Source organism: Amycolatopsis sp. NPDC088138 (genome assembly GCF_044741685.1).
Classification (GTDB): domain Bacteria; phylum Actinomycetota; class Actinomycetes; order Mycobacteriales; family Pseudonocardiaceae; genus Amycolatopsis.
Genome location: NZ_JBIUTB010000008.1, coordinates 770332 through 788612 on the forward strand (window position 1 = coordinate 770332; position 18281 = coordinate 788612).

14 protein-coding genes and 3 pseudogenes are annotated in these 18281 nt (G+C 69.9%); 10 read left to right on the forward strand and 7 right to left on the reverse strand.

The window, feature by feature from the left end:
- The first annotated feature begins 7 nt into the window (after positions 1–7).
- Complete coding sequence (locus ACIOD2_RS44200) at positions 8–718, forward strand: chitinase (protein ID WP_400551564.1); 711 nt, start codon at positions 8–10, stop codon at positions 716–718.
- Positions 719–901: 183 nt separating this feature from the next.
- Here ACIOD2_RS44200 and ACIOD2_RS44205 read toward each other — a convergent pair.
- Positions 902–1765: pseudogene (locus ACIOD2_RS44205) on the reverse strand (LacI family DNA-binding transcriptional regulator); the annotation flags it as partial.
- A 270-nt stretch (positions 1766–2035) separates the two neighbouring features.
- Here ACIOD2_RS44205 and ACIOD2_RS44210 point away from each other — a divergent pair.
- The 3 genes from ACIOD2_RS44210 (at position 2036) to ACIOD2_RS44220 (ending at position 6209) form a co-directional block, all read left to right on the forward strand.
- Positions 2036–3490: a glycoside hydrolase family 76 protein gene (locus ACIOD2_RS44210; protein ID WP_400551565.1), complete on the forward strand. Its 1455-nt coding sequence runs from the start codon at positions 2036–2038 to the stop codon at positions 3488–3490.
- A gap of 125 nt (positions 3491–3615) precedes the next feature.
- Positions 3616–5007, forward strand: a complete 1392-nt coding sequence (locus ACIOD2_RS44215; RefSeq protein WP_400551566.1) for a LuxR C-terminal-related transcriptional regulator — start codon at positions 3616–3618, stop codon at positions 5005–5007.
- Between the two features lie 47 nt (positions 5008–5054).
- Positions 5055–6209, forward strand: a complete 1155-nt coding sequence (locus tag ACIOD2_RS44220; protein ID WP_400551567.1) for a LuxR C-terminal-related transcriptional regulator — start codon at positions 5055–5057, stop codon at positions 6207–6209.
- Positions 6210–6222: 13 nt separating this feature from the next.
- Here the strand turns inward: ACIOD2_RS44220 and ACIOD2_RS44225 are convergent, their stop codons facing one another.
- The 3 genes from ACIOD2_RS44225 to ACIOD2_RS44235 are packed head-to-tail and all read right to left on the reverse strand — an operon-like array spanning position 6223 to position 8195.
- Entirely contained in the window at positions 6223–6951 is a 729-nt protein-coding gene (locus tag ACIOD2_RS44225) for a thaumatin family protein (protein ID WP_400551568.1), read from the reverse strand.
- Between the two features lie 13 nt (positions 6952–6964).
- Positions 6965–7768, reverse strand: a complete 804-nt coding sequence (locus ACIOD2_RS44230; RefSeq protein ID WP_400551569.1) for a glycoside hydrolase family protein — start codon at positions 7766–7768, stop codon at positions 6965–6967.
- A gap of 13 nt (positions 7769–7781) precedes the next feature.
- Positions 7782–8195, reverse strand: a complete 414-nt coding sequence (locus ACIOD2_RS44235) for a cysteine/serine endopeptidase inhibitor (RefSeq protein ID WP_400551570.1) — start codon at positions 8193–8195, stop codon at positions 7782–7784.
- Between the two features lie 242 nt (positions 8196–8437).
- Here ACIOD2_RS44235 and ACIOD2_RS44240 point away from each other — a divergent pair, with 242 nt between their 5' ends.
- Positions 8438–9970: an FG-GAP-like repeat-containing protein gene (locus tag ACIOD2_RS44240; RefSeq protein ID WP_400551571.1), complete on the forward strand. Its 1533-nt coding sequence runs from the start codon at positions 8438–8440 to the stop codon at positions 9968–9970.
- A 179-nt stretch (positions 9971–10149) separates the two neighbouring features.
- Here the strand turns inward: ACIOD2_RS44240 and ACIOD2_RS44245 are convergent.
- Positions 10150–10425 (reverse strand): annotated as a pseudogene (locus tag ACIOD2_RS44245) (cysteine hydrolase family protein); the annotation flags it as partial.
- A gap of 269 nt (positions 10426–10694) precedes the next feature.
- Positions 10695–12845 (reverse strand): PQQ-binding-like beta-propeller repeat protein, encoded by a 2151-nt coding sequence (locus ACIOD2_RS44250; protein WP_400551572.1) that lies wholly within the window; start codon positions 12843–12845, stop codon positions 10695–10697.
- 369 nt (positions 12846–13214) lie between these two features.
- Here ACIOD2_RS44250 and pqqC point away from each other — a divergent pair, with 369 nt between their 5' ends.
- From pqqC to ACIOD2_RS44275, 5 genes and pseudogenes are all read left to right on the forward strand, one after another.
- Positions 13215–13904 (forward strand): pyrroloquinoline-quinone synthase PqqC, encoded by a 690-nt coding sequence (gene pqqC / locus ACIOD2_RS44255; protein ID WP_400551573.1) that lies wholly within the window; start codon positions 13215–13217, stop codon positions 13902–13904.
- Positions 13901–14140: pseudogene (gene pqqD, locus ACIOD2_RS44260) on the forward strand (pyrroloquinoline quinone biosynthesis peptide chaperone PqqD); the annotation flags it as partial. The gene pqqC and the pseudogene pqqD, both read left to right, overlap by 4 nt.
- A gap of 57 nt (positions 14141–14197) precedes the next feature.
- Entirely contained in the window at positions 14198–15283 is a 1086-nt protein-coding gene (gene pqqE, locus ACIOD2_RS44265; protein WP_400551626.1) for a pyrroloquinoline quinone biosynthesis protein PqqE, read from the forward strand.
- Positions 15283–16143 (forward strand): pyrroloquinoline quinone biosynthesis protein PqqB, encoded by an 861-nt coding sequence (gene pqqB / locus ACIOD2_RS44270; RefSeq protein WP_400551574.1) that lies wholly within the window; start codon positions 15283–15285, stop codon positions 16141–16143. Before pqqE ends, pqqB begins: the two co-directional genes overlap by 1 nt.
- 92 nt (positions 16144–16235) lie before the next feature.
- Positions 16236–17177: a ThuA domain-containing protein gene (locus ACIOD2_RS44275; RefSeq protein WP_400551575.1), complete on the forward strand. Its 942-nt coding sequence runs from the start codon at positions 16236–16238 to the stop codon at positions 17175–17177.
- Positions 17178–17247: 70 nt separating this feature from the next.
- Here ACIOD2_RS44275 and ACIOD2_RS44280 read toward each other — a convergent pair whose 3' ends face one another.
- A complete protein-coding gene (locus tag ACIOD2_RS44280; protein ID WP_400551576.1) occupies positions 17248–17856 on the reverse strand; it encodes a hypothetical protein in 609 nt (202 codons plus the stop codon).
- Positions 17857–18281: the final 425 nt, after the last annotated feature.

Genomic DNA, 18281 nt, shown 5'->3' on the forward strand with positions numbered 1-18281 from the left:
GCGTGTGATGAAGCTGAGTCGTGTTCTCCGGGCTGCGGTGATCGCGGTCTTCGCGGGTGCTGTCGCGGCCACGGTGGCGCCCGTGACGGCGTCGGCCGCGACGTTCGTTGTCTCGGAGAGCCAGTTCAAGCAGATGTTCCCGAGCCGGAACTCGTTCTACACCTACAGCGGGCTCACGAGCGCGATGAGCGCGTTCCCGGCCTTCGCGACGACCGGGTCCGACACGGTGAAGAAGCAGGAGGCGGCCGCGTTTCTGGCCAACGTCAGCCACGAAACCGGCGGGCTCGTCTACATCAGGGAAACGAACACCGCGAACTACCCGCACTACTGCGACACGAGCCAGTCCTACGGGTGCCCGGCCGGTACCGCCGCCTACTACGGTCGCGGCCCGTTGCAGCTGAGCTGGAACTTCGACTACAAGGCCGCGGGGGACTTCCTCAAGATCGACCTGCTGCACAGCCCGGACCTCGTCGCGACCAACGCGACGGTGAGCTGGAAGAGCGCGTTGTGGTTCTGGAACGGCTCGAAGGGTGCCAGCACCATCACCTCCCACGGCGCGATCATCTACGGCAAGGGGTTCGGGCAGACGATCCGCACCATCAACGGAGCCGTCGAGTGCGACGGCAAGGCGCCCGCCCAGGTGCAGCACCGCGTCGACCTGTACAAGAAGTTCGCCGGCGTCCTCGGGGTGAGCCCGGGCGGGAACCTCACCTGCTGACCGGTCACGTGCTGCCGGGCGCCGGGCCGACGGTCGCGCCGGCGACCGGGGGACAGCTGAGCAGGACCTGGGCGGGCGACCTGCGGGCACCGGGGCCCGCCAGGTCGGTGAGCAGGCGTACCGCTGCCTGCCCATCTCCCGGCGGGGCACCTCGAAACCGGTGACCACCGGACGCGTGTCGCGGGGTGGCCGTCCGAGAACGGCGAGCGAAAGTTCTCCGGGAACGGCCACCCCGCCGGTGCGCAGCGCGTCGGCGACGGCGGTGAAGGCCGCGTTCGTGTCGGTTTCCTCGACCACGACCGCGGTGACCCCGCTGTCCTGCCAGTGCCGGATCCGTCGCGGATCCAACCCGTCGTCGCCGAGGCGCACGACAACGTCCCGCAGGTTCAGGCCGGCAGCAGCGAGGGCTTCGAGGACACCCCGCTCCCGATCCGTGGAGGACGGCGCCTCGTCCGCCTCCCGGACGTAGCGGAAGCGGCGATGCCCCAGGCCGATGAGCCGGTCGGCGACCGCCTTCGACGCCGACACGTAATCGGCACCTACGTAGGGGATCCGTCCGTTCAGCTCGTCGCGGCGTCCGATGTGGACGAGCGGGAAGCCGTCCTCGATCAGCCGCGCGACCGGCGCCGGGGGCACGTGACGGCCGAGGAAGAGACAGCCGTCGGCGAGGCGGGTGGAGCGGATGCGCGCGTGCGCGGCTCCGCGGGTGCCGGAACCGGTGAACAGGAGCAGGTCGTGTCCGAGGTCGGTCGCGGCCTCTTCGATTCCGGAAAGAATGGGGCGGTAGGCGTCGGAGAACCGGACGGGAAAGGTCGGGGCGAAGGTGTAGATGCCGAAAAGGCTGTTGCGCGTTTCCGCCGATTTCGCCACGGGTGGATCCGGCACGTAGCCGAGCGACTCGGCCACCGCCAGGACGCGGGCGCGCGTCGCCTCGGACAAGTGCACCCCCGCTCGGCTGCCGCTCAGCGTGACCGAGACGGTCGCCTGCGAGACCCCCGCGGCCTTGGCGATGTCGGTCTGTGTCGGTGCCCGGCGAATCCGGCCCACGGAACCTCCTGTCTGCGTCGCTGCATCATGTTCCGGGCCGAGCCGGCTGTCACTGTGGTAGGACCGCAATGCCGAGCGATCCCAAGTTGTCTAGACCAAATTGCGGTGATCTGTTGACAGTCGCCGGGCCCAGGGCTCAATCTGAATACGGCCCACATCGAGGCCGATTCGCATTCGACGGCGACGATTCGTCATGCCGGAAATGATTTCGACGCGGTTCGTCGCGGCTTCGGCCGGACGCCTTGTCGACGCGCGACTGGAGGCACGAACGTGAAGACGATCCTCACCGCCGGTGCGTTGCTGGCGGGCCTGCTCGCACCGGTGACGGCGCCGTCCGCGACTCCCTCGGCGCCGGCCACCACGCAGGCCGCCGTCTGCAACAAACTCTGCGACGGCGCCGACCCGGCGAACTCGCCCGGCGACCGGAAACCGTTGTCGGCGACGCTGTTCTCGCGGACGATCGTCCTGCACTTCGACGACTCGGACGCGATGGGCTGGGCGTCGATCGGGAACGGGACCGCGGGCGACGAGGTCTGGCTCGACCGGTCCTTCGACGGCGGCCGCACGTGGGCTTCGGGCAGCAGGCTCGGCGACACGAAGATCCCGGCGGCCAACGCCGGCTGGCGCACCTTCATGTACAACGTGGACGACTGGAACAACTCCGGCGTCGGCGCGCTGCGGGCGTGCGGGAAGGCGGGGGACCGAGCCGACATCGGCTGCACGGCGTGGGCCCGGACCACCTGGAACGCGGCCGACCGCCGGACCGCCGCGGCCACCGCCCAGATGATGTTCTACAACAACACGACCGGCCTGTTCGACACCACCGGCTGGTGGAACGCGGCGAACGCGCTCACGGCCCTGATCCGCAACGCCCAGGTCACCGGCTTGGGCAGCTACCGGTACGCGATCGGGCGCACCTACGACAAGAACGTCAACGCGGCCCAGGGCCAGTTCCGCAACGACTACCTCGACGATACGGGGTGGTGGGGCCTGGCGTGGGTGGCGGCCTACGACCTGACCGGCGACAGCCGTTATCTGTCCACCGCCCGCGCCGACGCGGACCACATGGCGTCCTACTGGGACAGCACGTGCGGAGGCGGTGTCTGGTGGAACACCGCGCGCAAGACCAAGAACGCCATCCCGAACTCGCTCTACATCCAGCTCAACGCCGCGCTGCACAACCGGATCGGCGGCGACAGCACGTATCTGAACCGGGCGAAGAGCGGGTGGACGTGGTTCCAGGGCACCGGCCTGGTGAACGGCTCGTCGCTGGTCAACGACGGGATCGACATGGGGACCTGCCGCAACAACGGCAGTACGGTCTGGTCGTACAACCAGGGTGTGCTGATCAACGCACTGACCGAGCTGAACCGCGCGACCGGCGACGCCGGGGTGCTCTCGACCGCGCGCCGGCTGGGCGACGCCAACACCACGTCGACGTCGCTCAACACGGCGGACGGCATCCTGCGCGACCCGTGCGAGAGCGGGGACTGCGGCGGCGACGGCCCGTCGTTCAAGGGCGCCGACGTCCGCGGGCTGGCGGCGCTGAACGCGGCGTTGAGCGATCACCCGTACACGACCTACCTGCACCGGCAGGCCGACCGGGCGTACTCGTCCGATCGCAACGCTCTCGACCAGTACGGCCTGCGGTGGTCCGGCCCGGTGGACAAGATCGACGCCGCTCGCCAGCAGAGCGCGCTGGACCTCGTCAACGCGGCGTCCTGAGCGGGCCGGATGATCGGAATCAGCCGGGCTCGACATCGTTGACAGCCCGTTGACCTGCGCTTAGAGTCCCGGAGCGGACGTTCGGTGTCCGTCGATGTGCGTTGTGTGACGAAATGAGTCGCGTGATGGGCGTAGCCGAGACCTCGAAGTCCGGCCCGGAACAGCTGGGCGCCGTGCGCCATCGGCGGCGCCGGCTGCTCGGGCAAGGGCGGTGGCGTGAGGCGGACGAGACCGTCCGGACCGCCACCGAGGCCGCCCTCGACCAGAGCACCGGCGCCACCGGTCCGGAGCTCGGTGACCTCGTCTACGCCGCGGGCGGGCCGCGGGCCGACACCCCGGTCTGCGCCGGTCTCGAACGGCAGAAGCTGCCCGTACAGCGCCGGCACGCCATGGCCGCGATCCAGCTCGCGAACCGAGGCGTCGACCGCGAGGAGGCCGTCCGGCTGGCGAACACCCTGCTCGCCTCGCCTGGCCGGGAAGAGACCGGATCCCTCTGGTACTCGCTCCTGGCCTTGGCCTACGCCGGTGAGACCGGCCGGGCCGTGGCGGAAGCCCGGCAGGCGTTGCGGTCGTGCAGGCCGGATGCCGTGGCCCGCCACCGCGACGCGCTGACCGTCCTGCGAGCGCGGCTCACCTGGCTGAGCGGCGCGCCGGCGGAGGCCGCGACCACGCTGGCCGAGGTGAGCGAACGTGGTGTCTATCCGCAGCTGACGGGCGTCACGGTCGCGTGGCGGGTGGCGGCGATGATCGACCTCGGGGACCTGGAGGGTGCGCGGTCCGTGCTGTTCGGCAACGGGTTCGGCGGCCCCCTGGCGGACGCCGCGGACGGCCCCGAACTGCTGATGGCGCGCGGCGAACTGCACATCGCCACCGGGAAGTACACCTTCGCCCGTGACGACTTCCGGGAGTGCGGCCGGCTCCTCGCGGAGTTCGGCGTCGTCAACCCCGCCGTGCTCCCGTGGCGGTCGCGCCAAGCGATCTGCGAACACGAACTCGGCCGCCCCGAGATCGCGTCCGCGCTCGCGAACCAGGAGTTCGCGGCGGCCCGGCGCTGGGGCAGCGCCCGTGCCGTGGGAGTCGCGGCGCACGCGGTCGCCGTCACCGGCGGTCGCGATCCCGGCGCCCTGCTCGCCGCGACCACGCACCTGCGGCACGCCGAGGCGACCGGGGAGCTGCTGCGGGTCAGGTACGACCTGGCCCTGGCACTCGAGGCGGCCGGCAAGCCCGCCGCGGCCCGCACCGCGCTGGCCGAGGTCGGCCGGGCCGCCCGGTCGGCGGGGTACACGCGCCTGGCCGCACAGGCCGGCTGCATCGGCGGGACGTGGGCCACCGGGACGCTGACCCCGCAGGAACGGAAGATAGCGGCGCTGGCACGCGCCGGCCGCAGCAACCGGCAGATCGCGCAGACCGAGTCCGTGACGCTGCGGACCGTCGAGTTCCACCTCACGAGCGCGTACCGCAAACTCGGCATCCGCGGCCGGCGCGAACTCGGCGTCCTGCAGGGACTGGTGCTGTGACCGCGAAGACGCACCACGATTGCGAGGCGGACCGGGCATTCACCAGGATGAGCGCCGGGGTCGAGTGGACGCTCGCGGTCCAGGAAGCGGAAGCCGCGGTGGTCTCGGCGCCCTGCCGACGTGATGCCCGGTGCGTCCTGCGGGCGCTGTGGGTGCTCGTGTATGCGGGCGAGCTGGTGGCGGCCGACGCCGTGACCGGTGTCGCCGCCGAAGTCGCCGCCCGAGGCGATCAGCACGTGGCCGACCAGTTCGGCCTGGTACGCGCCTACAGTGCGCTGCTCTGCGGCGGCCTCGACCGGGCGTGGGAGCTGAGCCGGCACGTGCTGGAAGGCACCGCCGGGAACGACGCCCGGCTGGGGGCGACGGCCGTCGGGGTCCGCGTCCGGCTCGGCCGCGGCGCCGTCGACCAGGCGCGAAGTATGGCGTGGCGCGCCGGACTTGCCGCCGGTGCCGCCACCGACTCGCGGTACCGGCCGTTGCTCTTCGACGCGCTGGGCGCGCTGGCGATGGCCGACGGTGACTTCGACGCCGCGGAACGGGCGTTTCTCGCTTGCGGGCGGGAGCTGGCCGACCGGGGGATCGTGAACCCGGCGATCCTCCGCTGGCAAGGTCAGGCCGCATTGGCCGCGCACGCCGCCGGGCGGAGCGAAGCCGCCCGCCGCACGGCACACGATGCGCACGCCGCGGCGGCGTGCTGGGGATCGTTGCGGGCCCTGGGGCAGGCGACGCTGGTGTCGGCGACCGTCGCCGCCGGCGGACCCGATCCCGGGCTGCTGGCCGACGCCGTCGAGCTGCTGGAACCATCGTGGGCGCCGGCCGACCTCGCCGAAGCGCGGCTCCTGCTCGGTTCGCGCCACGCCGACGCGGGTGAAGACGGGAAAGCCCGGCGCGAGCTGGCACGGGCTCGCGTGCAGTTCGAGGCGCTGCGCAATGTGCCGCGTGTGGACCGGATCGACGCCACGTTGCGGCGGTTGCGCACAACGGAGCGGCCCGCGTTGACCGACCGGGAACTCGAGGCGGCGCAGCTCGCGTACGCCGACTGCACCAACAAGGAGATCGCCGCACGCCTGTTCGTCAGCGTGCGTACGGTGGAGTACACGCTTTCGCGCGTCTACGACAAGCTCGGTGTTCCCGGCCGGGACGGGCTCGCCGACGTCATCGGCGACCTCCCGCTTCGCCCGGTGACCGTGCCCGGTCACTGACCGCTGTGGAAGGTCACGGTGAACCCGCGACAGGAGCCGCACTGGTACATGGTCTGGTCCCGGGTTCGGTGTCCTGTTTGGACCAGGCGTAGGCCTTTGGGCAGTGGGCCTTGATCGTGTCGCTGTAGCTCGTCGGCGCGTCACGGTTCGGGTTGACACAGTTGACGGGAGCGCCGTCGGGGCCGTGCCGGAGATCGGCGGCGGGACAGAACGGCAGGAGGTCGTCCACGCAGCCGGCGGTGCCGCACGACGACGAGCCGGGCGGCACGGTCGCGTCGACGGGTTCGATGGTGATCGGCAGGGAGAAGGAGTTGACGTAGCTGACGTCGTACCAGGGCGCGAGGGCGTCGCCGGGATCGAAGTTGAACTCGGCGAGGCTGGCCGGCTGTTCGCCGGTCGCGCAGTGGTCGGGGTAGGTCCCGCAATCGCCGACGAGGCAGTGGAAGTCCTGGCCGGACGTACCTGTGCAGCGTTGGCGGCCGAAGAACTTCCCCCGCCAGTGACCCGGTTCGGCTGACTCCGGAATCGTCACCGTCGCCGACTGGCCGTCGGCCAGCGTGGGCAGGCCGGTGAAGTTCACCGACCCGTCGGCGTTCACGCTGCTGCCCACCCAGAGCGTCTGCCCGGACCGGTTGACGAAGGTGACGGTGTGGTCGCTCGCCGCGACGGCGGGGCCGGCCGTCAGCGTCGCCGAGAGCACCACGGCGACCAGCAGAAGACGTTTGACCGCAACGGGAAGCATGATCCTCCTCGGTTCAGGCGGCCCGGTAGGCGACGCCGCTCGCGTTCGGAGTGGTGCCGGTGTAGAGCCCGGTCGGCGTGGTCGACGTCGACAGCGAGAACCAGGCGTAGCGCTCGACGAACGACAGGCCGTTGAGCATCGCCGTCGAGTGGCTGACGAAGTCGGCCTGCTGGGCCGAAGACGGGTACCGCGGGGTCGAGCCGGAGAAGTCGATGAGGGCGTATTCGGTGACCCAGATCGGGAGGTGGTAACGGTTGTAGACGGCCTGGACGTAGGACTGCAGCTGCCCGGCGGCGGCCGTCGAGAAGTCGCCGCCGTACCAGTGCAGCGGGATGAAGTCGACGCGGTAGCCGCGTGCCTTCACGCCGCTCATGAACCGGTCGAGCCAGCCGCCGGCGACGTCGCCGCCGTACGCCACCGCCGGCGCGCCCAGGCGCATCCCGGTGTTCTGCAGCTGGGGCCACAGGTTCAGCGCGGTGTCGATGGGCATGGCCGCCTGCCCGGCCAGGTCCGGCTCGTTGAAGCCAAGCAACGTCGTGCCGTTCGCCTTCGCCTGCGCGAGCTGCGCCGCGGTCACGGATCCGCTGCCCCAGATCATCGGGACGAACTCGGTGCCGGCCGGCGCGGTGATGCCCTGCTTGTCGGAAGCCCAGGTGTAGAACCACTTCGCGCCGACGTCGCTCAACGCCGTCGTCACGCCGGAAAAGGAGGCGGCGCTGACGCCCTTCTTGGTGCCGGCGGCGGTCGCCGGCGTGGCCAGGCCGCCGAGCGCGGCGACGACGACCGCCGCGGTGACGAGGATCTTCCTGAGACGCATGGGGTCCTCCAGGTCAAGAGCGCACGAACGACCAGGTCACCGGGATGGTCCCCAGGCCGGTGTCGGCCAGCCGGGAGAACGCCGGAGCACTGAGGTCCACGTGTGTGCTGTCACAGCTCGGGCACTTGTCGACGACCGGCACGGTGATGCTCCGGCCGTTGTAGGACACCTGGACGGAAACGCCCTGGCACAGCGGGTCGTTGTTCGGGTTGGCCGTGGTCCAGTACGCGGCCGGCGCAGCGGCCAGCAGTTGCGCCGAGGCGTCGATCTGCGTGCCGCAGGCGCCGTAGCCGACGTCGGTGTAGTAGGTGGCGTTGCCGGTGATCGGCTGGTCGAACGGGATGTCGGCCCAAGCTGTGCCGGTGGCCGCGGAGGAAAGCATGACCGCGGCAGCCAGCACGCCGAAGGACTTGACGGTATTCCGCATTCTCGTTCCCTTTCCTCGTGGTCCGGGATGCCCCATCTTCTCACGTTTTCCGTTGCGAGTCCCTGTGGTTACCCCGCAAAGACCAGTGCCGACAGCGGAATCGCAAGTTGTCCAGACAAGATTTGTCACGGCTGTTGACACGGCACGCGGAACTGCTCAACCTGAAACGCACTCAGCGTGCTTCCGGAATTCCCACGGCGCGGCGGCGCCTCGCGAAGCCCTGTCGATTCTGGAGGTTTCCCTTGTTACGCCGTCTCTTCGTCGTCCTCGCCCTGCTCGCCTCCGCTGTCGTCCTGGTGCCCGCGGCGTCCGCCGCCGCACTCGGTCCCGCGGTGCGGGTCATGCCGCTCGGCGACTCGATCACCTGGGGCGTGGGCAGTGCGACCACGTCGTCCTACCGGGCGCCGCTGTCGCGGCTGCTGGCCGCGCAGTCGCGGTATTCGGCGCGGTTCGTCGGGACGCAGGCGTCGGGAAGCCTGCCCGGTCCGGCCAACGAGGGCCACAGCGGCTACACGATCGACCAGCTGACGGCGGGGATCGACGGCTGGCTCGCGTTCGACCGCCCGGACGTCGTGCTGCTGCACGTCGGGATCAACGACCTGGCCCGCGGTATCGACGTCGCCGGTGCGCCGCAACGGTTGCGGACGCTCGCCGACCGGATCTTCGCGGACCGGCCCGGCGTGGCGCTGCTGTTCCTGGGCCTGATCCCGACCACGCCGGGCCTGGAGAGCGCGACGGCGTCGTTCAACAGCAGCGTGAAGGCGATGCAGGGGAGTGAACAGCAGGCGGGGCACCGGTTCCGCTACGTCGACCCGCCGGCGTTGACGTCGGCGGAGATGGCGGACAACCTGCACCCGAACGACGCGGGCTACCAGCGGATGGCGCAGAGCCTGTACGGGCCGCTGGACCAGGCGTACACGGACGGCTGGATCGCGTCCCGCCCCGCGCTCGGCGCGGCCACCGAAGCCGGCGGTTCCGGCAAGGTGCGCTGGGCGGACTTCGACGGTGACGGCCGCGCGGATTACCTGACGGTGGCGAGCACTGGTGCGGTGTCGGCGTACCTGAACCGGGGCGGCGACGGCCGTGGTGGCTGGTCGGTCCTGGGGCAGATCGCGAGCGGCACGACGACGGGTGCCACGCGGGCGAGGTTCGCGGACTTCGACGGTGACGGCCGAGCGGACTATCTGACGATCGCGAGCAACGGCGCGGTCTCGGCGATCCTGAACCGCGGTGGGGACGGGCACGGGGGCTGGTCGGTCTTGGGACAGGTGGCGACCGGCACCACAACGGATCCGGCGCGGGTCCGGTTCGCGGATTTCGACGGTGACGGCCGGACGGACTATCTGACGATCGGGAGCAACGGCGCGGTGTCGGCGATCCTGAACCGGGGTGGTGACGGGCACGGCGGCTGGCTGGGCCTGGGCCAGGTGGCGACGGGGACCACCACCGACCCGTCTCAGGTCCGGTTCGCCGACTTCGACGGTGACGGCGCCGCCGACTACGCGGTGGTCGCCGCCTCCGGGGCTGTGTCGGTGTACTTGAACCGGGGCGGTGACGGCCACGGCGGTTGGCTGTCCTACGGCCAGGTCGCCACGGGCCTGACCACGACGGCCGACCGCGTGGCGTTCGCCGACTTCACCGGCGGCGGCAACGCGGACTACGTCCTGGCCGACCCGGCCACGAACGCCGCGACGGTGTACGCCTGGCAGGGCGGTGACGGCCACGGCGGCTGGACCGACCTCGGGAAGGTCGCGAGCGGAGTCCCCATCGGTTGACGGTGAGATTCGCGCGGACGGCCTGGCCACCTCCGTGGTCGCGGTCTCGTGCCGGAGTACGTCCAAGCCGCGCACCGCCACCTCGGTGCCGAGGCGCCGGGGTTCCTGGCCCGGCTGCTGGACATGCGCGCCGACCGCTGACCCTGGGGGAGCAGGTCCTCGAACTCGTCGACCGAGACGACGTAACCCTGCTGGGGGAAGACTTTCCGGGTGAGGACGTCGTGGACTTCGGCGTCGACGTCCGCGCTGGCGTCTTCGAGGACGTAGATCACGTAGTCGCGATCCGCCGCCTCGCGCACGGTGGTCAGGACCACGCCTCCGGTCCGGATACCGGCGAGGACCACGGTGTGCAGGGCGGAGCCGGTACTGGCTCCGGGGTGATCCCCGTTCGCGATGGCGCTCTGCCGGCGGCGGGACGGCGGCAAGACCGCTAATTCCTGGCATCGCAACGCCAAGCATTATTCCGGACTGGAGTCCTAGTTCGGCACAGGACGTATTGGGCGCGAATGCCCACGACCCTGAGCAACCCCGGGACGTGGCGTCCGCGATCCTCATGCGGAAACTGCTTCGTCGAGGGTCCCGAATGTGCGCGCGACAGCGGCGTGGGTCGCGACCGGTTTCCGCCGCCGGGACCACACTCGTTGATAACCGAGCTTCGTCACCGCAGCACGTCGCCCACTCCGGTGGAGAGGGCGACGTGCTGCGGTGGATGGGTACCCGACAGCTAGACCACGACGATCTTGCCCGTGTTTTGGGGGAAGATCGGATCGTTGTAGAAGAACTCGCCCGTCTTCGTGAACGTGTGCTTGGCCGACTGGCCGGGCATCAGCGTGCCGGTGTCGAACTCGTACTCGAAGAACGAGACCGCGCCGTGTGCGAAAGCATTGCCCTGAGGGTTCACGAACGTGATCTCCGTGCCCACCGGGACCGTCAGGTTCTGCGGTGACATCGCGTTCTGCGCCACCGTGTTTTCGGCCGCGCCGGGAGCGCCTGCGGCGGTGTCCCAGATCCGGCCGAGTGTCACCGTGTTCTTCGCGGCCGCGGCGGCCACCGCGGCAACGCGAATCTGGTTGCGCTTCGACGGCGGCGTGGGTGTCGGGGCCGGGCCCACTTTGCCGCCGAGCTTGAACGCCCACAGGTGGTCGCCCTTGGGGATGTCGGGGTAGGGCAGCCCGTTGCCGCCGGCGAAGACCGCCAGGTACTGGTCGCCGTCGATCTCATAGCTGATCGGGCTGGTGTGGACGCCCGCGCCACACTGGAAGCGCCACAGCTCGCGGCCGTCGACGTCGTTCATCGCCACCAGGTTGCCGTCCGGGCCGCCCTGGAACATCACGCCGCCGTCGGTGGTCAGGATGCCGTTGCCATGGGCCAGGGACCACTCGCTGTCCTTGCTCCACACCAGTTTGTTGGTGCGCGGATCGACGGCGGCGATGCCGCCCGCGAAGTACTCGCCGTACGGGCGGGCGGTGTTGACGCGCCCGCCGGTGGTGTTCGAGTAAGCGGAGTTGATGAGGCCGTAGCCGACGTACACCCAGCCGGTCGCGGGGTTGAACGAGACGTGGGCCCAGTCGGCGCCGCCACCGGCGCCGGGGAAGATGATCGTCGCACGGTCCCAGTGCGTCGCGAACAGACCGCCGGTGGGGTAGAAGGGCACCGGCCGCGTCGCGTTGTCCAGCCGAGGTTCCTGCGGGACGAACGCATCGCCGGCGGGGAAGGGCTGCGTGGGCGACGTCTTGTGCCGCGGGTCCTGCGGCACCGGGCGTTCGGTCACGCCCTGAACCGGTTTGCCGTTGGTGCGGTCGAGGATGTAGTACATGCCGACCTTGCTGCCGTAGACCACGACCTTGCGCAACCTGCCGTCGATGCGCAGGTCGATCAGGACCGGCGCCATGACGTTGTCGTAGTCCCAGATGTCGTGGTGCACGGACTGGAAGTGCCAACGCCGCTTTCCGGTCTTCGCGTCGATCGCGACGATCGTGTTGGCGAAGAGGTTGTCACCGCCGCGGGTCGAGCCGTTGGTGCGGGGGTAGGGGTTCCCGAAGGTCCAGTAGACGAGGCCCAGTTCGGGGTCGACCGCGGGGTGGATCCACGGCACGGCGCCGCCGGTCTTCCAGGATTCGCCTTCCCAGGTGTCGTGGCCGAATTCGCCCGGACCGGGGACGGCCCAGAAGGTCCAGGCGATCTTTCCGGTGGCGGCGTCGAGGGCGTAGGCCCGGCCGCGGGCCCCGGCGGTGCTGCCCTGCATGCCGACGTAGATGAGCCCGTCGGAGTAGACGACCGCGCCGGCGAGGCTGCCGATGCTGCCACCGCACTGGCCGTTCGCCGGATCGCACGGCTCGGGAGTGCCCTGCGAGGCGTCCTCGGTCAGCAACTGGGTCTTCCAGGCGACGGCGCCGGTCTTCTGGTCGAGCGCGTACAGGATGTTGGCGCCCGAGGTCGAGAACACCTTGCCCTGCCCCAGCGCCACCCCGCGCATGTTGGTGGTTTCGGTGCCGAGGTTCGTCTTCCAGCGCACCGCGCCGGTGCGGCCGTCGACGGCGAAGACGTTTTGCTGGGTGGTCTGGACGTAGAGGACACCGTTCTGGGCGACGATCGTGCTCTGCTGCGCGCGGGAGGTGTCCCCGCCTTCGAGGTTGACGTGCCAGGTGCCGCCCAGGCGGTTGACGTTCTGCCGGGTGATCTGGTGCAGGGGCGTGTGGTTCTGGTTGCCGAGGTCGCCGCCGACCTTGGTGAAGTCGCGTCCCGGCCGGCCGAAGGCGTCGGGCTGGCGTGGGGTGTCCACCGTGGCGGGCGCCGCGACGGCGGGCGTGGCGGCGAGCACGGTCCCCGCCACGGCGGCTCCCGTCGCGCCGGTCAGGAATTTGCGTCGATCCATCGGTTGGGCCCTCTCTTCGTTGAGGAAAGCGCGGCGGCGAAATGATCTAAATAGAGGTAGGTCCATCTAGTGGTACTCTTGGACCGCTCGACGGTTGAGTCTAAGGCGGGGTCGTGGGGGTGACAAGAGTGTTCGCCTCTTGTTCGACGCGCCCCGGTGGAGGTACGGTCGCGGAACACTAGGCGGACCAGTAGGACCGCTGCGTGGACCATAAGCCTGTTACTCGAAGAGGAGTGCCGGTATGCCTGTATTGATGGAAACCGTTGTGCTGCAGGGGGATGATCGAATCCTTCCCCAGTGGACCGACCCGGTGATCGAGTGCTACGAGACCCGCCCTGAAGTCACCGCGTACGCCGGCGAGAGCGGGCCGTGGCGAGGCCGCTGAGCCAGGCGGAGCTGACCGACGCCCTGCTCCGCCTCGAGAAGCGCTACTGGGCCCACCACCCGTTCCACCTCCGGCTGCACGAAGGTGGGTGCACCGAGGCGGATCTGCGCCGGTGGGTGGCCAACCGCTGGTACTACCAGAAGTGCCTGCCGCAGAAGAACGCCGCGATCGTCGCGGCGTGCCCGCTGCCCGAGGTGCGCCGCGCCTGGGTCGACCGGATCGTCTTCCACGACGGGGCGAGCGCGGGCGAAGGGGGCATGGAGCAGTGGCTGGTCCTGGCGGAGGCTGTCGGGCTGAGCAGGGCCGAGGTCCTCGACGAGCGGCACGTGCTGCCTGGCGTGCGGTTCGCCGTCGACGGGTACCTGCACTTCTGCCGCACGAAGCCGTGGATCGAAAGCGTCGCGGCCGCCTGCACCGAACTGTTCTCGCCGGGGCACATGACCGACCGCGTGAACGCGTGGCGCGAACACTACGACTGGATCCGGCTGGAGGGCTTCGCCTACTTCGACCGCCGGATCCCCGCGGCACGCGAGGACAGCGCCATGACCCTCCGGCTCGTGCTCGACCACTGCGTCACCGCCGAGCAGCAGGATGCCGCGATCCGCGCGCTGACCTTCAAGTGCGACGTGTTGTGGGCCGTGCTGGACGCGGTGGACTACGCGAGGATGCCATGAGCGTGACCGCCGGCAGCAGGCTCGGATTGCGTCGCGGGGTGCGGCTGGAGTTCGACGCCGTGCGCGGCCGTCCGGTGCTGCTGTTCCCCGAAGGAGTGCTCCTGCTCAACCAGACCGCGGCGGCGGTGCTGTGGCGCTGCGACACCCGGCGGTCAGTCGGGGAGATCGTTGACGATCTCGCCGGCGAGTACGCCGGCGTGACGACCGAGTCGGTGCTCCGGACGCTGGCGGACTTCGAAAGCCGCGGGGTGGTGGGAGAGGCGCCGGACGCCCGCCCGGCACCGACGTCGCCGATCGGGTCGGAAACGCCGACGCGGCAACGCTCACCGGTCCCGCTGGGCCTGCTCGCCGAGCTGACCTACCGCTGCCCGCTCCAGTGCACGTACTGCGCCAACCCGCTGAACCTCGCCGACTACCGCGACGAGCTGGACACGGCCACCTGGCTGGACGTCTTCAGCCAGGCCCGGGACCTCGGAGTCCTGCAACTGCACCTGTCCGGCGGTGAACCCGGGCTCCGCCGCGATCTGACCACCCTCGTCACGGCCGCGAACGGCCTTGGCCTGTACACGAACCTCGTCACCAGCGGGATTTCCCTGAATGAGACCAGGATCGCCGGACTCGCCGCGGCCGGCCTCGACCACTTCCAGCTGTCCCTGCAAGACGCCGAAGCGGCCCCCGGAGACCGAGTCGCGGGGCGGGTGGCGCACGAGCGGAAGCTGGCCGTCGCCGAAGCCGTCCGGGGTGTCGGGCTGCCCTTGACGATCAACGTGGTGCTGCACCGCGGCAACGTCGGCCGCATCCCGGCGATCGCCGAGCTGGCCGGCCGCCTGGGTGCCGATCGCCTGGAGCTGGCCCACACCCAGTTCTACGGCTGGGCGTTGCGCAACCGCGCCGCGCTCATGCCGAGCCGCGACCAGGTCGACCAGGCAGCCGAAGACGTCGCCGACGCCCGGGAACGGTACGGCTTCGAGATCGTGCACGTCGCCGCCGACTACTACGACCCTCGTCCCAAGCCGTGCAACTACGGCTGGGGCGCGCGGCAGCTGACCGTCACCCCCAACGGGCATGTGCTGCCGTGCCTGGCCGCGGAGACGCTGCCTGGTCTGGAAATCCCGACGGTGCGTTCGGATTCGCTCGCGCGGATCTGGTACGAGTCGTCGGCCTTCCGGAGATTCCGGGGCACGGACTGGCTGCCGGACCCGTGCGCGAGTTGCGCGCTCAAGGAGATCGACTTCGGCGGCTGCCGCTGCCAGGCCTACCAGCTGACCGGCGACGCCACCGTGACCGACCCCGTCTGCGACCTCTCCGAGCACCACGGCCTCGTACTGGACGGGGTCGCGGAGCCGGTGCCCGAACCCGCGATACCCCGGCGGATGTGATGAAGGTCCGGTTTCTCGGGACCGCCGCAGGCGGCGGTGCGCCGCAGTGGAACTGCGCGTGCCCGGTGTGCGAGCAGGCCCGCGCCGCCGGGGTGTCGCGGACCCAGGACGGTGTGGCCGTCAGCGGGGATGGCGCCGCGTGGTACCTCGTCAATGCGTCCCCGGACCTGCGAGCGCAGCTGCTGGCGACCCCGGACCTGCGCCCGCCCGCCGGGACGCGCCGGACCCCGGTGCGGGGAATCCTCTTCACCAGCGCCGAGCTCGACCACACCCTTGGGCTGCTCGGCCTGCGTGAGGCCGCCGAGCTCGACGTCTACGCGACCGCCTGGGTGCACGACGCCCTCACGACCGCGTTCCCGCTGCAGGCCGTCCTTTCCGGCTACACCCGGGTGCGACGGCACGACCTCCGCGACGGCGAGCCGATCGAGCTCGCCGGTGGCCTGCGGGTCACGGCGACCGTCCTGGGCAGCAAGCGACCTCGTTTCGCCGGCGATCTGGTGCCGGGTGACGCGGTGAGCGCCCTCCGGTTCGAGACCGCCGGGCGTTCCTTCGTCTACGCACCCGGTCTCGCTGCCTGGACTCCGTCTTTCGAGAGGGCGATCGCCGGCGCCGACGTCGTCGCGCTCGACGGAACCTTCTTCACCGAGGACGAGATGGGCGCGACCCGCCCGGCCTCGGGCATGGGACACCTGGCCGTCCGCGAGCAGCTCCCGTTGATCGCGGGACACCCGGGACCGCGTTTCCTGTTCACCCACCTCAACAACACGAACCCGCTCGTCCTGCCGGACGCGCCGCAGCTGGCCGAAGTCACCGCCGCGGGCGCGGCAGTGGCCGCCGACGGCCAGTCGCTCGAGCTGTAACCGGCACGCTCCTCCCCATGGACCCCGTGGCACCGCCGTGCCCGGAGAAAGGTCGGAACACCATGAAAAAGAGATCAACGACGCTGTTGACGATGCTTGGAAGCGCGGTGACCGCGGCGCTGACCACGGCCGCCCTGATCGGGATGCCCGCCTCGGCCCACGACGGGAAGAACCAGCAGGGCGCCCAGGCGCTCGGCGACCCCGACTACGGCGTGTGCCGCGGCCTCGACTCCCGCTGCTACCACAACTGGGGCAACTTCGACCTCAGCAAGGGCGTGAAGGTGCTCGTCTACTCGCGTACCGCCGGCCCGCGCCACGCGAACCTGGGGCCGGCACTCGGACCGGGCCTGAACCCGCCGCTGACGGCGGCGAACGTCGCGCAGAACGGGCTGATCGAACTCGGCAAGAAGAACGGGTTCGCCGTCGACTGGACCGAAGACGTCACGCAGCTCGCCAGCCCGAACACCCTGTTCAAGTACAACGCGGTCATCTTCATGAGCACCACCCGTGACGCGCTGGACGACTCGGCCCAGACGTCCCTGCGGCAGTACATCCGGGGCGGCGGTGGGTTCGTCGGCATCCACAACGCCTTCGGCACGGAGTACAACTTCCCGTGGTACGAGGGACTGCTCGGCGGGGCGAACTACTACGACCACGGCCCTGCGCAAGCCGGTGTGGTGCAGACGGTGGATCGTAACGACGTGTCGACGAAGGGGCTGCCGAACCGGTGGGCCTTCACCGACGAGTGGTACAACCTCGTCCCGTTCCCGACCGACGTCCGGTTCCTGGCCAAGGTCGACGAGTCCACGCTCACCAGGGGCGTGAAGGGCTCGATGGGACACCCGGGACACGGGGACAATCACCCGGTCGCGTGGTGCCAGTACTACGACGGCGGCCGGTCGTGGGTGACCACCCTCGGCCACGAGAGCTGGGCGTTCACCAACACGTCCACTTCGGACGGCGCGGCGTACTTCCAGACGCTGATCGCGAACGGCATCAAGTCCGCCGCCGGTGCGGCTCCGTTCTGCCGCTGATCCTCTGGATGCGGGACGCCCGGCCACGAGACAGGCTGGGCGTCCCGTGTTGCTCAGAGCGTTGGCGGTCCTAGCTCTGTTTGACGATCGAGACCGACGCCGTTTCGCGGCAGCCAGCGGGCAGTGCCGGATACACGATGTCGCCTTCGGCGTTCGGTGTTGCCGTGTCCAGCGTGCCGTTGCACGACGGATCGGCCACCGTGACGACCAGCGTGAACGCGTGCCCGTTGTCGTCCGGCGTCGACGATCCGACCTGGGGGTCGAAGAAACTCCACCTGCCATTCGCGATCGGCACGGACTCCCCGGTGATCAGGTAGTACTTGTGGTCGTCGGCCAGGTCGAAGATCCTCAACTGCTTCCCGTCGATATGCTCCGCTGTCCCGGTGAGCTGAACGCCCTGGTGCCCGACGACGCCCTGGCCCGGTGTCGGGGATGTGATCGCAATCGACTCGACCGGCGACGTCGACGGCGCCGACGGCGGTGACGACGTGGTCGGAGCGGTGGCCAGGACGGAACTGGTGCTGCCGGCGCCTGCGTTCGAGTCCTTCGAGGTGGTGATGATCGTGCCGATGATGCCTCCGACAGCGGTGATCATGGCGACGACAACGGCCACAACGGCTTGAGTCGAGTGTCCTTTCTTGTCCGGCGTCGGGTTGCCTGGCACGTTGTCCGCGTTCACGTGGTCCGTCTCCTGGCTGTGTGCGATCGGCAGGGTTCGGCACCACAGTCGGCCCGGAGTCGTGAGCTGTTACGTCGTCGGCAACAAGCTGTGCAACTGCCACCATGAGTGTGAGTCAGCTGTCGATGTGCAGCTCTTCGCGGATGGCATCATTGAACCTGATCAGGTACTCGGCGCAAGTTTGGCGTAGAACACCTTCCTCGTCCTTGCTGATATCTCGCTCTCTTATTCGCTGAACAAGTCATTTGTCTGCCCGGGAGGTGGCACCTGCGTTCGCGGGTCCACGCTCGTTCAGGCGCTCGATGACTGCGTTCGAGTGCTTGATGTACGCCACGTATACTTCGCGCCTGCGGTCCTGCCATCCTCGCGCGAGCTCATTGAGATGACTGGCCTTGAGCCGCTTCACCTCCCTGCTCCACTGTATT